The organism is Flavobacterium wongokense, from assembly GCF_021608265.1.
Lineage (GTDB): Bacteria > Bacteroidota > Bacteroidia > Flavobacteriales > Flavobacteriaceae > Flavobacterium > Flavobacterium wongokense.
In genome coordinates, this window is the sequence record NZ_JAKIHP010000003.1 from 22845 (window position 1) to 41714 (window position 18870).

Below are 18870 nucleotides of genomic sequence, written 5' to 3' on the forward strand. Positions count from 1 at the left end.
GTACTATGATTTTTAATAAAGACACAGCCGAAAAAACAGCCGAATTGCTTTTACAAATAAATGCAATTAAATTGAATCCAAAAAATCCTTTTACATGGGCTTCGGGCTGGAACTCTCCAATTTATTGTGACAACCGACTGGTACTGTCGTTTCCGCCGATAAGAAATTTTATCCGCGAAGAGTTTTCCAAGCATATTGAGAAGGAATTTGGCAAACCTGATGTCATTGCCGGAGTCGCAACCGGAGCCATTGGCATCGGAATGCTTGTTGCCGAATACATGGGGCTGCCGTTTGTTTATGTGCGTCCTGAACCTAAAAAACACGGAAGGCAGAACCAGGTGGAAGGTTTTCTTCAAAAAGGCCAGAATGTAGTCGTTGTCGAAGATCTGATCAGTACCGGAAACAGCAGCCTGCTTGCCGTGGAAGCCTTGAAAGAAGCCGAAGTGCACGTTAAAGGCATGGTCGCTATCTTTACTTATGGCTTTGATGTTGCTACAGAGAACTTCAAAAAAGCGAATGTAGATTTACACACTTTGGCCGATTATAACCATTTATTGGATTTGGCTGTAGCCAAAAATTATATCACCGAAAAAGAACTCAAAACATTAAAGGAATGGCGTGAAAGCCCATCAACCTGGAGTGTATAATTAGAAACAAGAACGAAGAAACAAGAAGAAGGAAAATAATCTTTCAGCGAAGCGGTCTTGCCTCTTGCTTCTTTCTTCTAAAATAAAAAACAACACCATGAATTTAGAAAGCCCAAAAGTTACCGTAGCAAAATCGGCACAATACTTATTTGATTCGTTATCAGATGTAAAAAACTTTGAAAAACTTATGCCCGAAAACATTGCCAAATTTGAAGTTTTGGGTGATGATATCTTTAATTTTGGTTTAAAGGGAATGCCTGAAATCAAATTGAAGATGAAGGACAAAACGCCGCATTCCAAAGTGGTATTGGCTGCAGCCAGCGATAAACTTCCGTTTACCTTAACTGCAAATATTGACGCCCTGAATGATGCCCAAAGCGCAGTGCAATTGCATTTTGAAGGCGAATTCAACCCAATGATGGCGATGATGATTAAAGGCCCAATCTCGAAGTTTATTGAGACCTTAGCGGAAAACATGAATAAATTATAATTTACGATATTTGATTTACGATTGATATAGAATCGTATATCGTACTTCGTAAATCTTATATCATAAAAACAAAAGCGACTTAAAAGTCGCTTTTTTATTAATCCACTTTGTCATTCCCGCGAAGGCGGGAATCCACAACTATACAAAATAGATTCCCGCCTTCGCGGGAATGACAGTATTTATTTAATCGTTGTCAACCGCTTATCAATCACCCTTTCCATATAATCCTGTACAAACGCCTTGCATCGCAATTCCAGCAAATCCATAGCAGCATTTCGTTTTGAAATCAGGTTGTGTTCCATCGCTTTATCATTCTTATCATAAAAACCGATGGCTTTTTTACCGTCAAAAGTGCAGATGTAACCGCCACTCATAAACTGGTACATATTCGAGCCATATTTTACTACAAACGGCGAAACCTGCTTGTCGTTAATCAGGCTTCTACCCCAACTCCTGAATGGCTTTTGGTAGCCAATCATATCCAGAAGTGTCGGATAAATATCAATCTGCTGCGCCCAATCGGTGTTGACACCAACGTATTTTTCATCGGGTGAAAAGAACAAAATCGGAACTGTATTCTTATTGAATTCCTTTTTGTATTCGTCATACGCAATGGTGTTTCCGTGATCGGCAACCATAACGAAAATCGTGTTTTTATACCAAGGCTGTTTCTTTGCGGCAGCAAAAAATTGCTTTAGCGAATAATCGGTGTAACCAATGCTTTCGTTGATGTTGACTTTCCCTTTTGGGAATCGGCCTTTGTATTTTTCGGGAACTTTATACGGCTCGTGCGACGAAACCGAAAATAAGGTTGCCATAAAAGGCTGTTTCTTCTGCGAAAGCGTTTTGTTGAAATACTGGAAAAATGGTTCGTCCCAAATTCCCCAAACGCCATCAAAATCAGCGTCATTATTATATTCGGTTTTACCATAATAATGGTCGTAACCCAAAATATTCCCAAAGCCTAAAAACCCCATCGATCCATTCGGCGCACCATGGAAAAAGGAAGTGTCATAACCCTCACTTTTCAGCGTTGAAACCAGCGATTCTATTTTTTGTTTTGGATAAGGCGATGACGTAAATGCGTTCTGAAAAGACGGAATTCCGGCAATCACCGAAGAAACGCCATGAATCGATTTCCAGCCATTGGCATACGCATTGGTAAAAATCAAACTGTGCTGTGACAGCGAATCTACAAATGGCGTATACCCTTCATAATCAGGGATTTTAGTTCCCTTATTAAAAGCGCCATTATATTCCCGCGCAAAGCTTTCCAAGATGAAAATTACAATATTGGGTTTGCTGGGCTGATTGTTCTGATAGTGTTTTATAGGTACCAAAAGACGGTCTGCCTCTGCCTTGGAAACCAAATTCACTTTCTTGAATGTATTGGTGTTCCAGGTGCGTATGATCGCAAAGGGCGTATTCAAAACAATATCCGACTGCGACACATTCGAAACATAACGGCTGGCATCGAGGATATTGATTGGCCTTGTACTTTTCTTGAAATCACCACGTATTCCTCCAATGCAGATGGTAGCAATCAACAAAATGCTCAGTATTGAAAAACCAAAATACTTCAGGTTGGAGGTTTCGGTAACAGGCTGCACTTTGGTTTTTTTGTAAAGCCAGATCCAAAGGAACGCCAGTATAAAAAATAATAAAAACACATGCCAGTAATTAATCAGGAAGTCCAGGAACAACAAGCCTTTGTTGCTCTCGTGCTCCAAGGTATCCAAGGATGCACGCGTGCTTCTGCTGAAGGTGTAGCGGTAATAAATGAAATCAACGAAGTTGGTAGCATACGCCAACAGGTTGGGTACAAAATAAAGATAGAAAAGTACTTTCTGATAGCCTTTTTGAGTGTTTTTCAAGGCTGGGATAATCGAACCCAAAATAAATAATCCATTGATGTACAGGATGGTTGTCGTGTCAAAAGCCAGTCCGTGGTAACAGAGTTTCAGGAAATCAATCGTGCTGTCAACTTTGATGAGGGAACTGTTGTAAACGTAGAATAAAACTCGGGCAACGGAGTAAAAAACATAAGCCAGTAAAATTCTAATGGCCAGCACTTTATACTCTTGTAAACGTGGGTATCTTTTCATAAATGGTTTCAAAAGGAACAAAGCAAAACTACATATTTCAGGGGAAATGCTGCCATATTTTAAATTAATATTGTGCATCACGCTAATATTATTTAATTTGCATGAAAATTAGCATCCGAATGACTCCAATCACAAGACTTTTTGACTTTCCGTACCATCAGCTGGAAAATTATAACCTCAACGACGCATTGGTTACCAAACAAAATGGTCAGTGGATTAAAACCTCAACCAAAGAGTACATTGAAAAGGCCAATACCATTTCGAGGGCTTTGTTGCGAATGGGAATTCAGAAAAATGATAAGATTGCCATCATTTCCTCCAACAACAGGACCGAATGGCATATTATGGATATTGGGGTTTTACAGACCGGAGCACAAACGGTGCCGATTTACCCAACCATTTCAGAAACCGATTATGAGTACATCCTAAACCACTCGGAAGCAATGTATTGCTTTGTCTCTGATGACGAAGTTCTGGACAAGGTGAACCAGATTAAAGGAAATGTTCCAAAGCTGAAGGAAGTTTATTCATTTAACCAGATTGCAGGCTGTAAAAATTGGTCGGAATTGCTGGAACTTGGGAAAGACGAAAGCAATCAGAACGAAGTTGAAGAACGCAAAAACAAGGTGCAGCCATTGGAATTGGCCACGATAATTTATACTTCTGGAACAACCGGAAAACCAAAAGGCGTAATGCTTTCGCATAACAATATCGTTTCGAATGTACTGGATAGTGCCGAACGCATTCCTTTTGACGCAGGAAAAAGCCGTGCGCTGAGCTTCCTTCCCATCTGCCATATCTACGAACGGATGGTGACCTATATTTACCAATACTATGGTGTAGCAATCTATTTTGGTGAATCGATTGAAAAGATTTCCGATAATATCAAGGAAGTGAATCCAAACGTAATGACGGGCGTTCCAAGGCTTATTGAGAAAGTTTACGATAAGATTATTGCCAAAGGTTCTGAACTTACCGGAATAAAAAAGAAGCTGTTCTTTTGGGCGATTGACATCGGACTTCGATTTGAACCTTATGGTGCCAATGGTTTTTGGTATGAACTGGAATTAAAGATTGCCCGCAAACTGATTTTCAGCAAATGGAAGGAAGGTTTGGGTGGCAAACTCGATTTGATTGTTAACGGAAGTGCCGCGCTTCAGCCACGTTTGGCAAGGGTTTTCGCTGCTGCCGAAATATATGTAATGGAAGGTTACGGCCTATCTGAAACTTCACCGGTAATATCGGTGAATGACATGCGCAACAGAGGTTTCAAAATAGGAACTGCCGGAAGGATCATCCGGAATGTTGAAGTCAAAATCGCTGCCGATGGCGAAATCCTCTGCAAAGGTCCTAACGTGATGATGGGTTATTACAAAGATGAAGCCTTAACTAAAGAAGCCATTGTTGATGGTTATTTCCACACAGGTGATATTGGAGAAGTAGATGCCGAAGGCTTCCTTAGGATTACCGACCGCAAAAAAGAGATGTTCAAAACTTCAGGCGGGAAATATATTGCACCACAATTACTGGAAAACGCCATGAAGCAATCGCGTTTCATTGAGCAGATTATGGTCATTGGTGACGGACAGAAAATGCCGGCTGCCTTTATCCAGCCTAATTTCGAATTTGTAAAGGAATGGGCTAAACTACACAAAACGGATATTGGGACAACCAACGAGGAAATCATTGCCAACCCAAAAGTCATTGAGCGCATCCAACAGGAAGTGGACACGATTAATGAGAAATTTGGAAACTGGGAAAAAATCAAGAAGTTTGAACTAACTCCCGATTTATGGACTGTTCCTGCCGGGCATTTGACACCTACGATGAAACTGAAGCGCAAGATTGTAATGGAAAAATACATTAATCTGTTTCATAAAATATATGATTCAAACTAAGGTTTGTCTCAAATTGATTTTACGAAGATATAAAATGAGCTAAAGCTCATGTACCTGAAGCCCACTGGGCTTCCTCCTCTTAATATCAAATATAAGATATACGACTCTAACTAACCTTAAAACCTTTCACTATGAAAATAAAATTTATAAGCGCATTGTTAACTATACTTTTATTTTCTGGATGCAGGGAAAATAAAACCGAAGGCGCTACTTCGGCAACAGAAGAAACTTCAAAAAACAGTTACCTCGATTTTTCCAACAGGGATGACCAGGCAACCGGTGGCATCAAAATGATTCCGATTACCACGCCTGTGGGCAAGTTTAAGGTTTGGACAAAAACCGTAGGCAACAATCCCAAAATAAAAGTCCTTTTACTCCATGGTGGCCCTGGCGGAACACACGAATTCTTTGAATGCTTTGACGGGTTCTTTCCTCAGGAAAGCATTGAATACATTTATTACGATCAATTGGGTTCCTATTACAGCGACCAACCCAATGACAATCAGCTATGGACCAACGAACGTTTTGTAGAGGAAGTGGAACAGGTCCGCAAAGCCTTGAAATTGGATAATTCCAATTTTTATCTGATGGGACAATCCTGGGGTGGCATCCTTGCGATGGAATATGCATTGAAGTACCAGAAAAATTTAAAAGGCCTCATCATCGCCAACATGATGGCAAGTGCACCTGCTTATAACAAATATGCCGAAGACGTACTTGGCCCGCAGTTGGACAAACAGGTATTTGATAAAATCAAGGAATTTGAAGCCAACAAGGATTATACAAATCCACACTACACCGAATTGCTGTTCAAATATTATTACACCGAACACATCCTGAGAAAACCGATTGAGGAATGGCCTGAGTCGATTACAAGAGCGTTCAAGCATCTGAATCCTAATGTATATGTATACATGCAGGGACCAAGTGAGTTTGGCATTACCGGTGATGCAACCTTAAAGGATTGGGACGTTACGGCACGTTTGAAAACACTAACAATTCCAACGCTGGTTATTGGGGCAAAATACGATACGATGGATCCGAAACACATGGAATGGATTTCCAAAGAAGTCCAAAACGGACGTTTTTTATACTGCCCAAATGGAAGCCACTGCTCGCAGTATGATGACCAGGAACATTATTTTCCGGGTGTAATCAAATTTTTAAAGGATGTAGACAGCGGTAATTTCAAAAAAGGATAATCAATGGTTGTACTATCATATATAAGCTTCCTGCATTTCAGGAGGCTTTTTTTATGCAATATGAAATTGTAAATTTTTCATTTTTTTAGCACAAACGTTATTAACAATATTGATTTTTAAATAGTTAATAATTAATTATACTAATTTTTAACAATTGTTTAATTATATATACTTTTATTCCACTAACCATTAAACTTTTAATTATGAATGTAAAAAACTTTATTGTCGGCGGAATCGTCGGTGGAATTGTAGATTTCTTATTAGGATGGGTTGTTTATGGCATGCTGTTACATGACATGATGCCTATGGAACCAGGTGCAAAGGAAAATATGCTGCATATCTTTTTAGGCTGCATGTCTTTCGGGTTTTTAATCTCCTGGGTTTTCTCACAAGGTGAAGGCATTTCTAATGTAGGTGCCGGAATTAAAATGGCAATTGGTATTGCCCTGTTCATGGGATTGTGTTCCCATTTCTTTATGAACATGACCAGTGACACTATTGACTGTAAATACATGGCAATCGATATCTTAGGTTCGTTTGTATTGGCAGCCGGTGTTGGTGCAGCAGTGGCAACAGTTAACGGAAAAATGAAGTAAAGTAAGTAATTTTCATAGTGAGAAAACGCCTGTGGACCAGTTCCGCAGGCGTTTTTTTATTTGTGGAATCCTGTAACAATCTCCAAATATTCTGTAAGCCTGCTCTCGTCGAGATTATCAAACTTTGCATATCTACTAATTTAATTATTTAAATGCTATGAAAAAATTAATCTTTATGGTGAGCATAATTGCAGGAGCAGCTATGTTCAATTCGTGCAACGACGATGATTCGGTTGCAGGCAGTGGTGACTATACGTACAAAGTACGTATGACCGATGCGCCAGGCCCTTATGACAAAGTAAATGTTGACATCCAAAGTATCGCCATTGTTGATGGAGATGGAAACACTGTAACACTTGACGACGATTTGGGAGTTTACGACCTTTTGGAACTCAGCAACGGGAACAGCGTGGAACTGGCAGCACGTAACCTTGAGGACAATCAGGTAAGCCAGTTGAAACTAACTTTAGGAGCAAACAGCACCATCGTAGTTGACGGAACCAGTTATCCTTTAAGTTTTGCCTCTTCTGATGGAGCAGGTTTGACATTAAACGTAAACCAGACATTGGATGCAGACGGAACCAATGAAATCCTGCTTGACTTTGATGCCAACAATTCTATTGTGGCTACTGGCGCCAATACCTATAAAATTGTACCGGTAATCAGAACCATCAATGCTACTGCACAGGGAAGCATCTCGGGTGATACCAATACCTCATTAGCAGTTGTAACTGCAGTTTCGGTTTCAAACAGCAGCAACATTTATTCAACAAGTGTTAATGCTTCGGGGAATTACAAAATACAAGGTCTGCCACCGGGAGTATACAACCTGACCGTAACTCCGGTATTGCCTTTGTTGCCTGCGACTCAAACAAATATTACAGTAACAGCTAACCAAAATACCACAGCCAGCGCTATTGTTTTCTAATAGCCCTAAAAAACTATTTGTTACGAGAGAACTCCCCATATCCTGGGGAGTTCTTTTTTTAAGGAGCTCCACAATCGCTTTATCAGGATGAATCCTCCCGCTGTACGCGCTACACGGTAGCCAGCTCCCATCGGGGCTAGTGGGAACGCCTGTAGTGTATGGAAATTATGAAAATTGTTCACATAATCCTAAAACAATCCTAAACACAATTAGCAGAACTTTGTAATGCTGTGAAACCTAATTCAGAGTTTTAAATAAAATACAATGAAAAAGATAATCTATTTACTATGTGTTGCAGCCGGAATCGTACTATACTCCTGCGACAGCAGTAGTTCCGATTCAGCTGACGGAAGCTACTCGTATAAAGTCCGTATGACCGATGCTCCAGGTCCTTACGACGCCGTGAATATCGACCTGCGTGCCGTAGAAGTCAAAGGAAGCAATGGACAGACTGTAAACCTAAATACAACTGCGGGCATCTACAATCTTCTTGATTTTTCAAATGGCGTAGACACCCTAATTGCAGTGAGCACACTTGCTGATTCAAGAGTAGAGCAAATCCGATTGATATTGGGGCCAAACAATAGTGTAGTTGTTGATGGTGTCACGTATCCATTGGATACACCAAGTGCTGAGCAATCAGGTCTAAAATTGCAGGTACACCAGGATTTGGTCGCCGATATTGAGAACATGGTCCTCATTGATTTTGACGCCAATTCATCGATACACCAAACCGGAAACGGAACCTACAAATTAAAACCTGTACTGAGAACCATAGTTACAGCCACAACCGGAAACATCAAAGGAGTGATTCCTGCCGGAGTTGCCGCAAGTGTAACTGCCACTTCCTCAACAGGTATTGATTATTCAAGTGGCGTTAACGAATTTGGACAGTTCCAGATTTCGGGCTTAACACCCGGAGCCTACACCGTTACTGTTACTCCTGCTTTACCCTTATTGCCTATAATCCAAACAAATGTCATCGTAAATGCCGGAACCACAACCAATCTGGGCACGCTCACATTTTAAACGCATCACCTTTACATATCTAGCCAAAACGAAAAACCACGAGTATATTACCCGTGGTTTTTTTATTTAACGAAAATCTCCTTCAACTGACCGATAATGTTACCACTACCTGAGATGGTGATTTCACCAATCTTATCCGCGATTTTTTCAACGTATTCCATCTCTTTCAATTTCCACAACATTTCGTTTTCCTCCATCAACTTAGCGGTATTCAACATGCTTCGTACCGCTGCAGTCTCTTCACGCCTCATGATGCTGTTGGCCTGTGCTTTCTTCTCTGCCACCAACACCTGGTTCATGATCTCTTTCATATCTCCAGGCAAGATGACATCACGGATACCCGCATCGGATACAGTTAAACCCAAATCTTTTATTGTTGCAGTTACTTCTGCCAAGATATCTTTGGCAATAGTATCCTTTCTGCCCAACAATTCATCCAAGGTGTAACTACCTACAAAAGCCCTCAACGCCAACTGCATGGTGACATACAATTGTTTGTCAAAATCCTTATTGTCTACCAAGGCTTTGACAATGTCCTTTACCTGGTATTTCACAAAGAAGTTGATACGCAATGCTGCTTTGTCTTTGGTCAACAATTCCTGACCAGAAATTTCCATTTGTTGCTGACGGATATCTATATTCTTAACCTCAACTGTGATGGCGTTATTCCAAAAGTAATAAGTACCAGCTGTCAATTCCTTAACAAACATTCCGTTTACAAACAACAACCCTTTTTCATAGTTCAATACGCTGAAGCGCCTTACATAGGCCCTCAATTTGATGTTCTCGAACAAAGCCACCGGAATTTGCTCAGTGATGTACACTTTAGACAAATCCACTTTGGTAAATTCGTTTTTGGTATAACCTTTCCAGAAAGCATAACGACCCGCGGTCAACACTTCCTTGAAATTACCATTGGCATACTGCAAGGCGATTTCGGTATCAGCCACATCTACAACTTCCAACATCTCAGCCAATGCCTCATTCTGCATCAAGATATCCAATTCGATTGGAGGTTTAAACATTTGGCTCATTTCATATACCAAAACATCTTTGCTACCAAACAACCAATAACCGCTTTCGCGCAATACCTTGATTAATTTTCCATTTTCAAATACCAAACCTACCTGGAAGGCATTTATTCTAATTACTTTAAACATGATTTCATTCTTTTTTTATTATTAAATTTTAAATAAGAAAACGGTTTGGCTTTATCCTCATTCCAAAACGGAAAAGCAATCGTCAACTCAATCCTTTACAATGGTTCCGTATTATTTTTTGTGTGCCTAAAGCCCTAAAACAGCTTTTGTACACAAGCAAACAACGAAGCAAAATAAATTCTCCAGTCTCTTCCTGTTTTCTGGTTTTGGCCTAAGTGCAAAAATTGAACACTAATATTCATCATTGCCAACAAAGACAAAACCGTTTTCCTGAGCATTCAATTTTAAAGAGCAAATGCAACTCTTCTTCAACCTACATTAAAAGTGTAGTGCTCTACCAATTGAGCTAACGCATGTGACAGATGCGTACAGGAATCGAACCTGCGACAACCAACCCTATTGTTCTAACCTCTGAACTATCCCGATAATCGGGAGTGGGATTCGAACCCACGACCCATAGATCCTAATGGTAGAAAGTTATTTTGGCAAACTTCCTAAAACCTCCAAGTCGAGTTGAATGGTAAAGCATCATCCGCTTTCGCGAAAAGAATACCACAATGGTGCTATACAGAAACACCCAACAAGACCCGCTTGATACTGTGAAATATTGTTTCATAACAATACATTTTTAAATTAAACTTCTTTTTAGTGGAACAGATTAGAATCGAACTAATACCTTCGGTGCTTCAAACCGACGTGCACACCAAGTACACCACTGTTCCTTTGTTGGCCTGCCAGGGTTCGAACCTGAACAACAGGAATCAAAATCCTGTATGCTAGCCATTACATCACAGGCCTATCAGTGGAAGCAGTAGGATTCGAACCTACTCAGCTTTACAGCAACGGTTTTACAGACCGGCCCAACTCTCCAACTTTGGCGCACTTCCAATTTTAGTCTGGGAAGCAGGACTCGAACCTGCAGCCTCCTGCATCCAAAGCAGGTAAACAGCCAATCGTTATCTTCCCAGTTTTGCGGCTTATACGGGAATCGAACCCGTGTTTTCCGAGAGACAGTCGGAAAGGTTACCATTACCCCAATAAGCCGGGTCCTTTCTATTGAACTGGTGATTCCGGGAGGACTCGAACCTCCAACCCTCCCGTTAAAAGCGGGATGCTCTAACCAATTAAGCTACAAAATCTTTGAAATTAAAAGGAGGAAGCCCAGTGGGCTTCAGGTAAGCGAACTTTAGTTCGCCCAATGTGCCTATATCCATCCTTTTTTGCGATTCCGGAAGGGCTCGAACCTCCAACCTTTGGGTTAACAACCCACCGCTCTGCCATTGAGCTACGAAATCTTATTACTATTTTAAATTTTGAATTCTAAATTTTAAATTAAACCTCTTTCCATTTGAAAACTCATAATTTGTGATCCCAGAAGGATTCGAACCTCCAACCTACTGCTTAGAAGACAGTAGCTCTTCCATTTGAGCTATGAGACCTATTGTGGCCCTGAAAGGACTCGAACCTTTAACCTACTGCTTCGTACACAGCTGCTCATCCATTTGAGCTTCAGAACCAAAATTATAAGGCATAAAAAAAGCACCTCGTTAAAGGTGCTTCGTATCATTGCATAAGGAATTCTATACCCTATGGCTTATGCATTTGCACCTGTATGCTGTACCCAAAATAATCCGGGCGCACTGATTGTCCTTTATTAATAAATACTGTATTCATAGTATTTTGTTTTTGTTGTATTGCGTTATATAGTAAATCGATTGTTCTCATTTTTCCTATTTCGTGTTCTTAAATTTCTTCGGCAAAGATAAAGTCAAAAAAAACTAACTTCCAAATGTTTTTTGAATTTATTTTGTTGATTATCAATTAGTTATGTGTAATTTAAAAGCATGAGAATCCTTGTCCGCCACTTGGGGCAGAGGTTGAAATTTACCAACTGACTGTCTCTCATTCGGTTACTTTTCAAGGCTATATTTCGCTATTTGGTTTAGGCATTCATTATTTTTTTAAAACTTTTTTATTATTTTTTCATTATTTCCTTTTTTGACATAAAAAAAGCGCCCTTTTTCAAGGACGCTCATGTATGTTTTATCATTATTTGTGCTATCAAATACTATCAAAAATCATTAAAATACATGCTGCGCCCTAACACTCCACAAGGGTATTTCCCCTGAAAGCTGTCATTTCTTTCGATAAATAGTGAGCGTGTATGTACCATTTTGTTTTTCATTTCGGAAGCAAATATAGTTTTTGTTTCTTAATCTAGGTTAAGTGCCCAACTTAAACTCCCGTCCTAACTTTGTACTATCAAAATGATACTAACAATTAAAAAATAAAACAATGACAAAATCAACATGGGCAATTGACCCAACCCACTCAGAAATAGGTTTTAAGGTAAAACACATGATGTTTACCAATGTATCAGGTAAATTCGACCAATTCGATGCATTGATTGAAAACCAGGATGATGCTTTCGAAACTTCCCAAATCAGCTTTACAGCTCAGGTGAATTCCATCAATACCGGTAATGCCGATCGCGATAATCATTTGAGAAGTGCTGACTTTTTTGATGTAGAGAACTTTGCTGTACTCAATTTTAAAAGTACTTCGGTTAAAAAGATAAACGAAGGTACATTCGAAATCAATGGTGATTTGACCATTAAAGACGTGACCAAAAACATCACTTTGGAAACCGAATACAGTGGGCAAATGAAAGACCCTTGGGGAAATACCAAAATCGGGCTTTCGGTAAATGGAAAAATAAACCGTAAGGACTTTGCCCTTAGCTGGAATGCAGCCTTGGAAACTGGTGGCGTATTGGTTGGTGAAGAAATTAAACTAAGCGCTGAAATGCAGTTTGTAAAACAATGAGATTAAAAATAGAGTAATGATGTTAGGTTGATTGAAAACCGTCTGCAGCTAATCACGCAGGCGGTTTTTCATTTAATAAAAAAAGTCCCGGACATCACTCCGGGACCCAACAAAAAACCTAATCACATCCATCATCAGCATAAGCCGCCTAACCTGCGGTACAGCTTCCATAGGATATACCTTGTTTTTTAGTGTGCAGTTATCGATTTGTCAAAAAATCGTTTGCTGTATTCATTTTTATAAATATGCTTCCATCGCTTATGGCTCCACAAATAATTTTCAGGATGCGCCTGAATGGTATGCTCGAGCTTTTCGGTAAAAATGGCTGTAAGTATTCCGGTTTTATATTGTTTGGTAAAATCAAAAACCGGCGTCAGTACAAATCGGTAATGCCCCCGTTCCTCACGGATGATCTCTGCAAAAAGAAGCGGCGTCTTGTGTGAGGCTGTATACAATTCGGTGCCACTGATAAAGGCAGTACGCTGCGATAGGAAAGAAGTCCAGAAACTCTTCATGGGCTTATTCGGATTCTGATCGGCTACCAAAACCAAGATGTGCTGGTTATCGGCATAAGTTTCCATTTCCTTTTTCATATTCATGGAGGAAACCATTTTGGACCCAAACCGGCTTCTTAACTTCAGCATTAGATTATTGAATGATTTGCTTGATATGGGTTTGTAGGCAACCACAACATTGGTATTCTTGAATGCCGATGCCACATGCGCATTAGCCCATTCCCAATTGAACTGGTGTCCAAGATAAATATGGACGTTCTGATCGGTTGCCAGTATTTTTTCAAGTTCGGAATAGTCGGCTGTAATATGCTGCCTCAACTCCTGCTCTGTCATTGTTAGCAATTTTACGGTTTCAATAAAATGATCACAGAAGTTCTTATAGAACCTTTTTTCAATGTCCAGCCGTTCCGCTTCATCAAGATAATGGAACGACCGGTCAATGTTCGCCTTCACCACCTTGCGGCGGTATTTGAAAACGTGGTACAATAAATAGGCACATACATCCGATACTATGTATAAAACCCGCAACGGAATCAGTGAGACTGGGTAAAGCAATAAGTTGATCATTCTTATATATCGTTTGGATTAGCGTTTAAGAATCAATTGGCAAATACCTCATCGATATCAAACAACTGGAAATTCAGCCTTGACTCGGTATCTTCATCCTTGATTTCTTCTTGTTGGATTTCGTTTTGCTGTTCATCAGCAGTGTGGCATTCATTGCCCAATAGGCATTTGATGCGGTCGGTAAATAGTACGTTTTTCATGTCTTTATAATTTGGTATTATTTTAAATTCTGAATTTTAAATTTTAAATGATGCCTTAATTTAGAATTCAAAATTTATAATTTATAATAGTTTTTTATTCCCATCCGCCACCCAAAGCACGGTATAACTCTACATTGGATGACAATCGTTCTTTTTGGACAGTGGCAAGTTCCAATTCTGCCTGAAGCAGATTACCCTGAGCATTGTTTACCTCAAAATAGGTCGCCATGCTGCTCCTGAAAAGCAAAGTGGCATTGCTTACTGCTTTCTTAAGGGTTTCCACTCTTTCACTGGCAAGGGTGTATTGTTCTTTTTGTTTTTCAATTTTTACCAAAGCATTCGAAACTTCAGCAACGGCTGTCAAAACCGTCTGCCTGAATTGTATTGCTGCCTGGTCGCGTTCCAGTTTGGCTATTTCGTATTGGGTACGCAGTTTTTTGCCATTCAACAACGGGGCGGTCAAACCTCCTGCAACGGAACCAAAAAGTGATGCCGGCATTGTAAACCAGTTACTCGACTCAAAAGCATTTACTCCGCCAACAGCCGTAATGGTTAATGAGGGATACAGGGTTGCTTTGGTAATCCCAACTCTGGCGTTGGCTGCTTTTAAAGCCAGCTCAGCGCTTTTTACATCAGGCCTTTTGCTTAATAATTGTGACGGAATCCCAACAGCAAGGTTTTCCTTAACGATAAGTGATTCGAGTTTGCTCGCTCTTTCCTTGGCATCAGGAAAAGTCCCGGATAATACACTCAAACCATTTTCCTGCAGTTGGATATTCTTTTCCAATTCGGGAATCAACTGTGCTGCAATCAAACGCTGTGCTTCGGTTTGTTCTTTAGCCAGTAAAGTAACCTGACCTGCTTCATACTGCAGGTTTACGGCAAAAAGGGTACTGTCGTTCAATTCCAATGTTTTTTTGGCAATCGCCAATTGGGCATCCAACATCAGCAAATCGTAGAATCCTTTCGAAACATTTTCCACAATCAATGTCTGCAGTGCTTTTTTGGCTTCGGCAGTCTGCAGGTATGCTGCCTGTGCAGCTTTTTTGGTATTCCTGATTTTGCCCCAGATATCGGCTTCCCACGACAGGTTCAATCCCGCCGAAAAATCATCTGCATGGTGTTGCCCCAAGGACTGGCTAATGTTTTTCCCGTTAAGGCTGTTATCCGAAAGCCTGGTACTTGTTGCATTCGCAAACGCATTCAACTGCGGGACATTGCCCCATTTACTTTGGCTGAACTGTTTGTTGGCAATGGCAATATTTTTATCGGCAATCTGCAAATCGTTGTTTTTTGCCAATGCGGCATCGATTAGTTTTACCAAATCGGTTTCCTCAAAAAAGGATTTCCATTTAATGTCAGCTATATTGGTTGTGTCGGTCACCGTTGCATTTCGGTAAGTTCCCGGAACCTCAGCTGTTATTTTTTGTTGGGCAAATGTTGTGAAGCCGGCCATTACGGCCAACAACACTACACTTGTTTTTATATATCGTTTCATAATCTGATTATTATTTTTATTGGTATGAATTATACTTGTTCGTGTTTTTCGTTATTGATAACAGCCAAAGGTTTACCTGTTACCAATTCCTGCAAATACTGGAACGTAATGAAAAGCACCGGAATGATGAAGATTCCTAAAATCACTCCCGAAACCATTCCTCCTGCTGCTCCAATACTAATGGAGTGGTTACCCAATGCGGATGGCCCTGTGGCACGCATCATCGGCGTAAGCCCTACAACAAAGGCAAATGAAGTCATGATGATTGGTCGTAAACGAAGCTTAGCTGCTTCCAAGGCTGAAGCCAATAACGACTTACCGGCTTTCCTTCTCTGAACGGCGTATTCCACGATAAGGATGGCGTTCTTGGCCAGCAGTCCGATTAGCATGATTAAGGCAACCTGAACATAAATATTGTTCTCTATTCCTGTCAATCCAATGGCTGCAAAGACTCCGAATATTCCTGTTGGTATCGATAACAACACCGCCAGAGGAAGGATGTAGCTTTCGTATTGTGCTGCCAATAGGAAGAACACAAACAATAAACTCAATCCGAATATCATTGCCGATTGCCCTGAAGAAGTGATTTCCTCATTGGTTAAACCCGAAAATTCAATAGTGTAGCCTTTTGGCAGTTTGGTTTCGGCAACTTCCTGAACCGCTTTGATGGCAGCACCGGAACTAAACCCTGGTTTGGCGATGGCATTAATCCCAATAGAATTAAAAAGATTGTATCTCGAAGCCGTTTCAGAACCGTTGACCGGTTTCAATTTTACCAATGAAGATACCGGAACCATCTCTCCATGCCTGTTTTTGACAAAAATATTATTCATGGATTCTGCGCTGGTCCTTGACGCTACTTCCGCCTGAACCATTACACGGTAGTATTTTCCAAATCGGTTAAAATCGGATGCCTGTGCGCTTCCGTAGTAGGTCTGCATCGTCTGCAGGATGTCCCTCACATTCACGCCCAATTGTTCGGCTTTCACATCATCCACTTCCATTTCCAATTGCGGATAATCGGCTTTAAAACTGGTAAACGCTACAGCAATCTCAGGACGCTGCATCAATTCGCCAATAAACGCCTGGCTCACTCCACTAAATTTGCTGATGCTTCCTCCGGTTTTGTCTTTCAGTACAATATCCAAAGCGTCAACGTTACTAAAACCCGGAACTGTTGGAAACGTGAACACGAAGAAATTACCACCTTTTATTCCTGCAAGTTTACCACGCACATCGTTCATGATGTCATTGATATCCTGATGTTCACCACGCTCTTTCGCGGGTTTCAGCAATATGAAGGCAACTCCTGCCGAAGAACTTGTAGAGGAAGTCAGCATGTTAAAGCCCGAAATGATATTCAGTACTTTTTTCGATGGCAGGTTCCCTAAGGTTCCTTCCACTTCCTTCATTACTTCCTTAGTCCTTTCCAAAGATGCTCCCGCAGGCATTGACAGCGAAATGGCAATAAAGCCCTGGTCTTCTGATGGGATGAATCCTGTAGAAGTGTTTTTTACCATATAAGCCGTTGCCACAATTACTACTGCCAATCCACCAAAGCTTACCCATTTGTTTTTAATTAGGAAACGAAGGCTGTTCACATATTGTCTGGTCAGCTTGTCAAAACCACTGTTGAATCCAACAAAGAATTTTTCCTTGAAGTTTTTAGGCTTAACCTCATCTCCGTGGTGATGGTCATCATGAGGCACGTCTTTAAGGAATAAGGCAGCAAGAGCCGGACTCAAAGTCAATGCATTTACAGCTGAAATTACGATGGCTATTGCCAAAGTAAACGCGAACTGACGGTAGAATACACCGGTTGAGCCTTCCATGAATCCAACAGGTAAAAACACTGCCGACATTACAAGGGTTATCGAAATAATCGCTCCTGTAATTTCGCTCATCGCAGATGTTGTAGCCGCTTTTGCAGACAACCTTTTACTGTGCATTTTTTCGTGCACAGCCTCTACGACGACTATGGCATCATCCACTACAATTCCGATGGCTAACACCAGGGCAAAAAGGGTCAGTAAGTTGATTGAGAATCCAAAAACCTGCATAAAGAAGAAGGTTCCCAAAATAGAAACCGGAACCGCAATAGCCGGAATCAAGGTTGCCCTGAAATCCTGAAGAAACAGGAATACTACCAGGAATACCAATAGGAATGCCTCAATCAAAGTAGATTTTACCTGTGAAATCGACATGTCCAAAGAATCCTTGGTATTGTATAAAATCAAATGTTTTACATCCTTTGGAAAATCCTTAGACGCTTTTTCCATCATTTCCTTAATGGCAATCTGCACATCGCTTGAGTTGGAACCCGGTAATTGGAAGATACCAATATTCAATCCCGATTTTCCATCGATACGCGTGCTGCTTCCGTAAGTGTACGAACCAAATTCAACACGTGCCACATCCTTTAACCTAAGCACAGAACCGTCAGCATTGGAGTGGATTACGATGTTTTCATATTCAAGAGGCTGGTTTAGCTTCCCTTTGTATTTAATTACATATTCGAACGCTTCTTTGCTGCTTTCCCCAAATCTTCCTGGTGCTGCTTCAAGGTTTTTATCCTGAATGGCTGCCAAAACCTCCTGAGAGCTTAATCGGTAAGCGGCCATTTTTGATGGGTTTAACCAAACACGCATCGAATAATCCTTATTACCTCCAAAAATGAACGCCTGTCCTACTCCGGGAATCCTTTTAATATCCGGGATAATGTTGATCTGTGCATAATTGTTCAAAAAGGTCTGATCGTATTGTTTTTCATTCTCTGTATATAAATCTACCACCATCAAAAGGCTGTTCTGCTTTTTGGTAGTCTGTATTCCCGCCTGAACCACTTCCTGTGGCAACTGGCTGGTGGCTTGTGAAACCCTGTTCTGAACGTTCACGGCTGCCTGGTCTGGGTCGGTGCCCAATTTAAAGTTTACCGTAATCACCAGCGAACCGTCATTACTTGCCGTAGAGCTCATATAGCTCATATTTTCAACTCCGTTGATAGCTTCTTCCAATGAAGGTGCTACCGAACGTAAAACTGTTTCTGCATTGGCACCCGGATAAAGGGCAACAACCTGTACTGCCGGCGGTGCAATGTCGGGGAATTGCTGTAGCGGAAGTGTCTTTAAGCCTATTGTTCCTAGGATAACAATAAGTATAGCGATGACTGTTGACAGCACGGGTCTGTCAATAAATTTTTGTAACATGAT

General features: G+C 40.7%; 14 protein-coding genes and 10 tRNA genes. 8 read left to right on the forward strand and 16 right to left on the reverse strand.

Translation table 11 applies throughout. From position 1 onward, the window contains the following. The first annotated feature begins 5 nt into the window (after positions 1-5). Both pyrE and L1S31_RS09295 read left to right on the forward strand, forming a co-directional pair. The gene (pyrE, locus tag L1S31_RS09290) at positions 6-647 is read left to right on the forward strand and encodes an orotate phosphoribosyltransferase (protein ID WP_236464463.1); all 642 of its coding nucleotides are present in this window, start codon (positions 6-8) and stop codon (positions 645-647) included. Positions 648-744: 97 nt separating this feature from the next. Beyond that, positions 745-1137: an SRPBCC family protein gene (locus L1S31_RS09295; protein WP_236464464.1), complete on the forward strand. Its 393-nt coding sequence runs from the start codon at positions 745-747 to the stop codon at positions 1135-1137. A gap of 179 nt (positions 1138-1316) precedes the next feature. Here the strand turns inward: L1S31_RS09295 and L1S31_RS09300 are convergent, their stop codons facing one another. Beyond that, positions 1317-3242 (reverse strand): LTA synthase family protein, encoded by a 1926-nt coding sequence (locus L1S31_RS09300; protein ID WP_236464465.1) that lies wholly within the window; start codon positions 3240-3242, stop codon positions 1317-1319. Between the two features lie 119 nt (positions 3243-3361). On the opposite strand from L1S31_RS09300, the gene L1S31_RS09305 reads away from it, so the two are divergent. From L1S31_RS09305 to L1S31_RS09325, 5 genes are all read left to right on the forward strand, one after another. Beyond that, positions 3362-5140 carry an AMP-dependent synthetase/ligase gene (locus tag L1S31_RS09305; RefSeq protein ID WP_236464834.1) on the forward strand — a complete coding sequence of 593 codons (1779 nt, stop codon included), beginning with the start codon at positions 3362-3364 and terminating at the stop codon, positions 5138-5140. Positions 5141-5271: 131 nt separating this feature from the next. Beyond that, a complete protein-coding gene (locus L1S31_RS09310; RefSeq protein WP_236464466.1) occupies positions 5272-6342 on the forward strand; it encodes a proline iminopeptidase-family hydrolase in 1071 nt (356 codons plus the stop codon). Between the two features lie 203 nt (positions 6343-6545). Beyond that, positions 6546-6938, forward strand: a complete 393-nt coding sequence (locus tag L1S31_RS09315) for a hypothetical protein (protein ID WP_236464467.1) — start codon at positions 6546-6548, stop codon at positions 6936-6938. A 157-nt stretch (positions 6939-7095) separates the two neighbouring features. Further along, positions 7096-7866, forward strand: a complete 771-nt coding sequence (locus L1S31_RS09320; RefSeq protein WP_236464468.1) for a DUF4382 domain-containing protein — start codon at positions 7096-7098, stop codon at positions 7864-7866. Positions 7867-8130: 264 nt separating this feature from the next. After that, positions 8131-8895 (forward strand): DUF4382 domain-containing protein, encoded by a 765-nt coding sequence (locus tag L1S31_RS09325; protein WP_236464469.1) that lies wholly within the window; start codon positions 8131-8133, stop codon positions 8893-8895. A 62-nt stretch (positions 8896-8957) separates the two neighbouring features. Here the strand turns inward: L1S31_RS09325 and L1S31_RS09330 are convergent, their stop codons facing one another. The 11 genes from L1S31_RS09330 to L1S31_RS09380 form a co-directional block, all read right to left on the reverse strand. Then, a complete protein-coding gene (locus L1S31_RS09330) occupies positions 8958-10055 on the reverse strand; it encodes a slipin family protein (RefSeq protein WP_236464470.1) in 1098 nt (365 codons plus the stop codon). Positions 10056-10415: 360 nt separating this feature from the next. After that, a tRNA-OTHER gene (locus tag L1S31_RS09335) sits at positions 10416-10476 on the reverse strand. 228 nt (positions 10477-10704) lie between these two features. Continuing rightward, positions 10705-10777 (reverse strand) — tRNA-Phe (locus L1S31_RS09340). Positions 10778-10781: 4 nt separating this feature from the next. Next, a tRNA-Gln gene (locus tag L1S31_RS09345) sits at positions 10782-10853 on the reverse strand. A gap of 5 nt (positions 10854-10858) precedes the next feature. Further along, a tRNA-Tyr gene (locus L1S31_RS09350) sits at positions 10859-10942 on the reverse strand. A gap of 8 nt (positions 10943-10950) precedes the next feature. Beyond that, positions 10951-11023 (reverse strand) — tRNA-Pro (locus tag L1S31_RS09355). A 5-nt stretch (positions 11024-11028) separates the two neighbouring features. Next, positions 11029-11099, reverse strand: a tRNA-Asp gene (locus L1S31_RS09360). An 18-nt stretch (positions 11100-11117) separates the two neighbouring features. Further along, positions 11118-11194, reverse strand: a tRNA-Lys gene (locus tag L1S31_RS09365). Positions 11195-11278: 84 nt separating this feature from the next. Continuing rightward, positions 11279-11350, reverse strand: a tRNA-Asn gene (locus L1S31_RS09370). Between the two features lie 71 nt (positions 11351-11421). Then, positions 11422-11494, reverse strand: a tRNA-Arg gene (locus L1S31_RS09375). Positions 11495-11499: 5 nt separating this feature from the next. After that, a tRNA-Arg gene (locus L1S31_RS09380) sits at positions 11500-11572 on the reverse strand. A gap of 778 nt (positions 11573-12350) precedes the next feature. Here L1S31_RS09380 and L1S31_RS09385 point away from each other — a divergent pair. Beyond that, positions 12351-12881 (forward strand): YceI family protein, encoded by a 531-nt coding sequence (locus tag L1S31_RS09385; RefSeq protein ID WP_236464471.1) that lies wholly within the window; start codon positions 12351-12353, stop codon positions 12879-12881. A 188-nt stretch (positions 12882-13069) separates the two neighbouring features. On the opposite strand, the gene L1S31_RS09390 is transcribed toward L1S31_RS09385, so the two are convergent. The 4 genes from L1S31_RS09390 to L1S31_RS09405 all read right to left on the reverse strand — a co-directional run bounded on the left by L1S31_RS09390 (position 13070) and on the right by L1S31_RS09405 (position 18867). Further along, positions 13070-13963: a lysophospholipid acyltransferase family protein gene (locus L1S31_RS09390; RefSeq protein WP_236464472.1), complete on the reverse strand. Its 894-nt coding sequence runs from the start codon at positions 13961-13963 to the stop codon at positions 13070-13072. 32 nt (positions 13964-13995) lie between these two features. After that, entirely contained in the window at positions 13996-14163 is a 168-nt protein-coding gene (locus L1S31_RS09395; protein WP_236464473.1) for a hypothetical protein, read from the reverse strand. Positions 14164-14257: 94 nt separating this feature from the next. Then, entirely contained in the window at positions 14258-15661 is a 1404-nt protein-coding gene (locus tag L1S31_RS09400; protein WP_236464474.1) for an efflux transporter outer membrane subunit, read from the reverse strand. Between the two features lie 29 nt (positions 15662-15690). Beyond that, positions 15691-18867 (reverse strand): efflux RND transporter permease subunit, encoded by a 3177-nt coding sequence (locus L1S31_RS09405; RefSeq protein WP_236464475.1) that lies wholly within the window; start codon positions 18865-18867, stop codon positions 15691-15693. Positions 18868-18870 lie beyond the last annotated feature (3 nt).

Bases quoted from the DNA above. Each gene is read 5' to 3' on its own strand.
- pyrE (WP_236464463.1), top strand. From the start codon at position 6: ATGATTTTTAATAAAGACACAGCCGAAAAAACAGCCGAATTGCTTTTA.
- L1S31_RS09390 (WP_236464472.1), bottom strand. From the start codon at position 13,963: ATGATCAACTTATTGCTTTACCCAGTCTCACTGATTCCGTTGCGGGTT.
- L1S31_RS09400 (WP_236464474.1), bottom strand. From the start codon at position 15,661: ATGAAACGATATATAAAAACAAGTGTAGTGTTGTTGGCCGTAATGGCC.
- L1S31_RS09330 (WP_236464470.1), bottom strand. From the start codon at position 10,055: ATGTTTAAAGTAATTAGAATAAATGCCTTCCAGGTAGGTTTGGTATTT.
- L1S31_RS09385 (WP_236464471.1), top strand. From the start codon at position 12,351: ATGACAAAATCAACATGGGCAATTGACCCAACCCACTCAGAAATAGGT.
- L1S31_RS09300 (WP_236464465.1), bottom strand. From the start codon at position 3,242: ATGAAAAGATACCCACGTTTACAAGAGTATAAAGTGCTGGCCATTAGA.
- L1S31_RS09320 (WP_236464468.1), top strand. From the start codon at position 7,096: ATGAAAAAATTAATCTTTATGGTGAGCATAATTGCAGGAGCAGCTATG.
- L1S31_RS09305 (WP_236464834.1), top strand. From the start codon at position 3,362: ATGACTCCAATCACAAGACTTTTTGACTTTCCGTACCATCAGCTGGAA.
- L1S31_RS09395 (WP_236464473.1), bottom strand. From the start codon at position 14,163: ATGAAAAACGTACTATTTACCGACCGCATCAAATGCCTATTGGGCAAT.
- L1S31_RS09310 (WP_236464466.1), top strand. From the start codon at position 5,272: ATGAAAATAAAATTTATAAGCGCATTGTTAACTATACTTTTATTTTCT.
- L1S31_RS09405 (WP_236464475.1), bottom strand. From the start codon at position 18,867: ATGTTACAAAAATTTATTGACAGACCCGTGCTGTCAACAGTCATCGCT.
- L1S31_RS09325 (WP_236464469.1), top strand. From the start codon at position 8,131: ATGAAAAAGATAATCTATTTACTATGTGTTGCAGCCGGAATCGTACTA.
- L1S31_RS09315 (WP_236464467.1), top strand. From the start codon at position 6,546: ATGAATGTAAAAAACTTTATTGTCGGCGGAATCGTCGGTGGAATTGTA.
- L1S31_RS09295 (WP_236464464.1), top strand. From the start codon at position 745: ATGAATTTAGAAAGCCCAAAAGTTACCGTAGCAAAATCGGCACAATAC.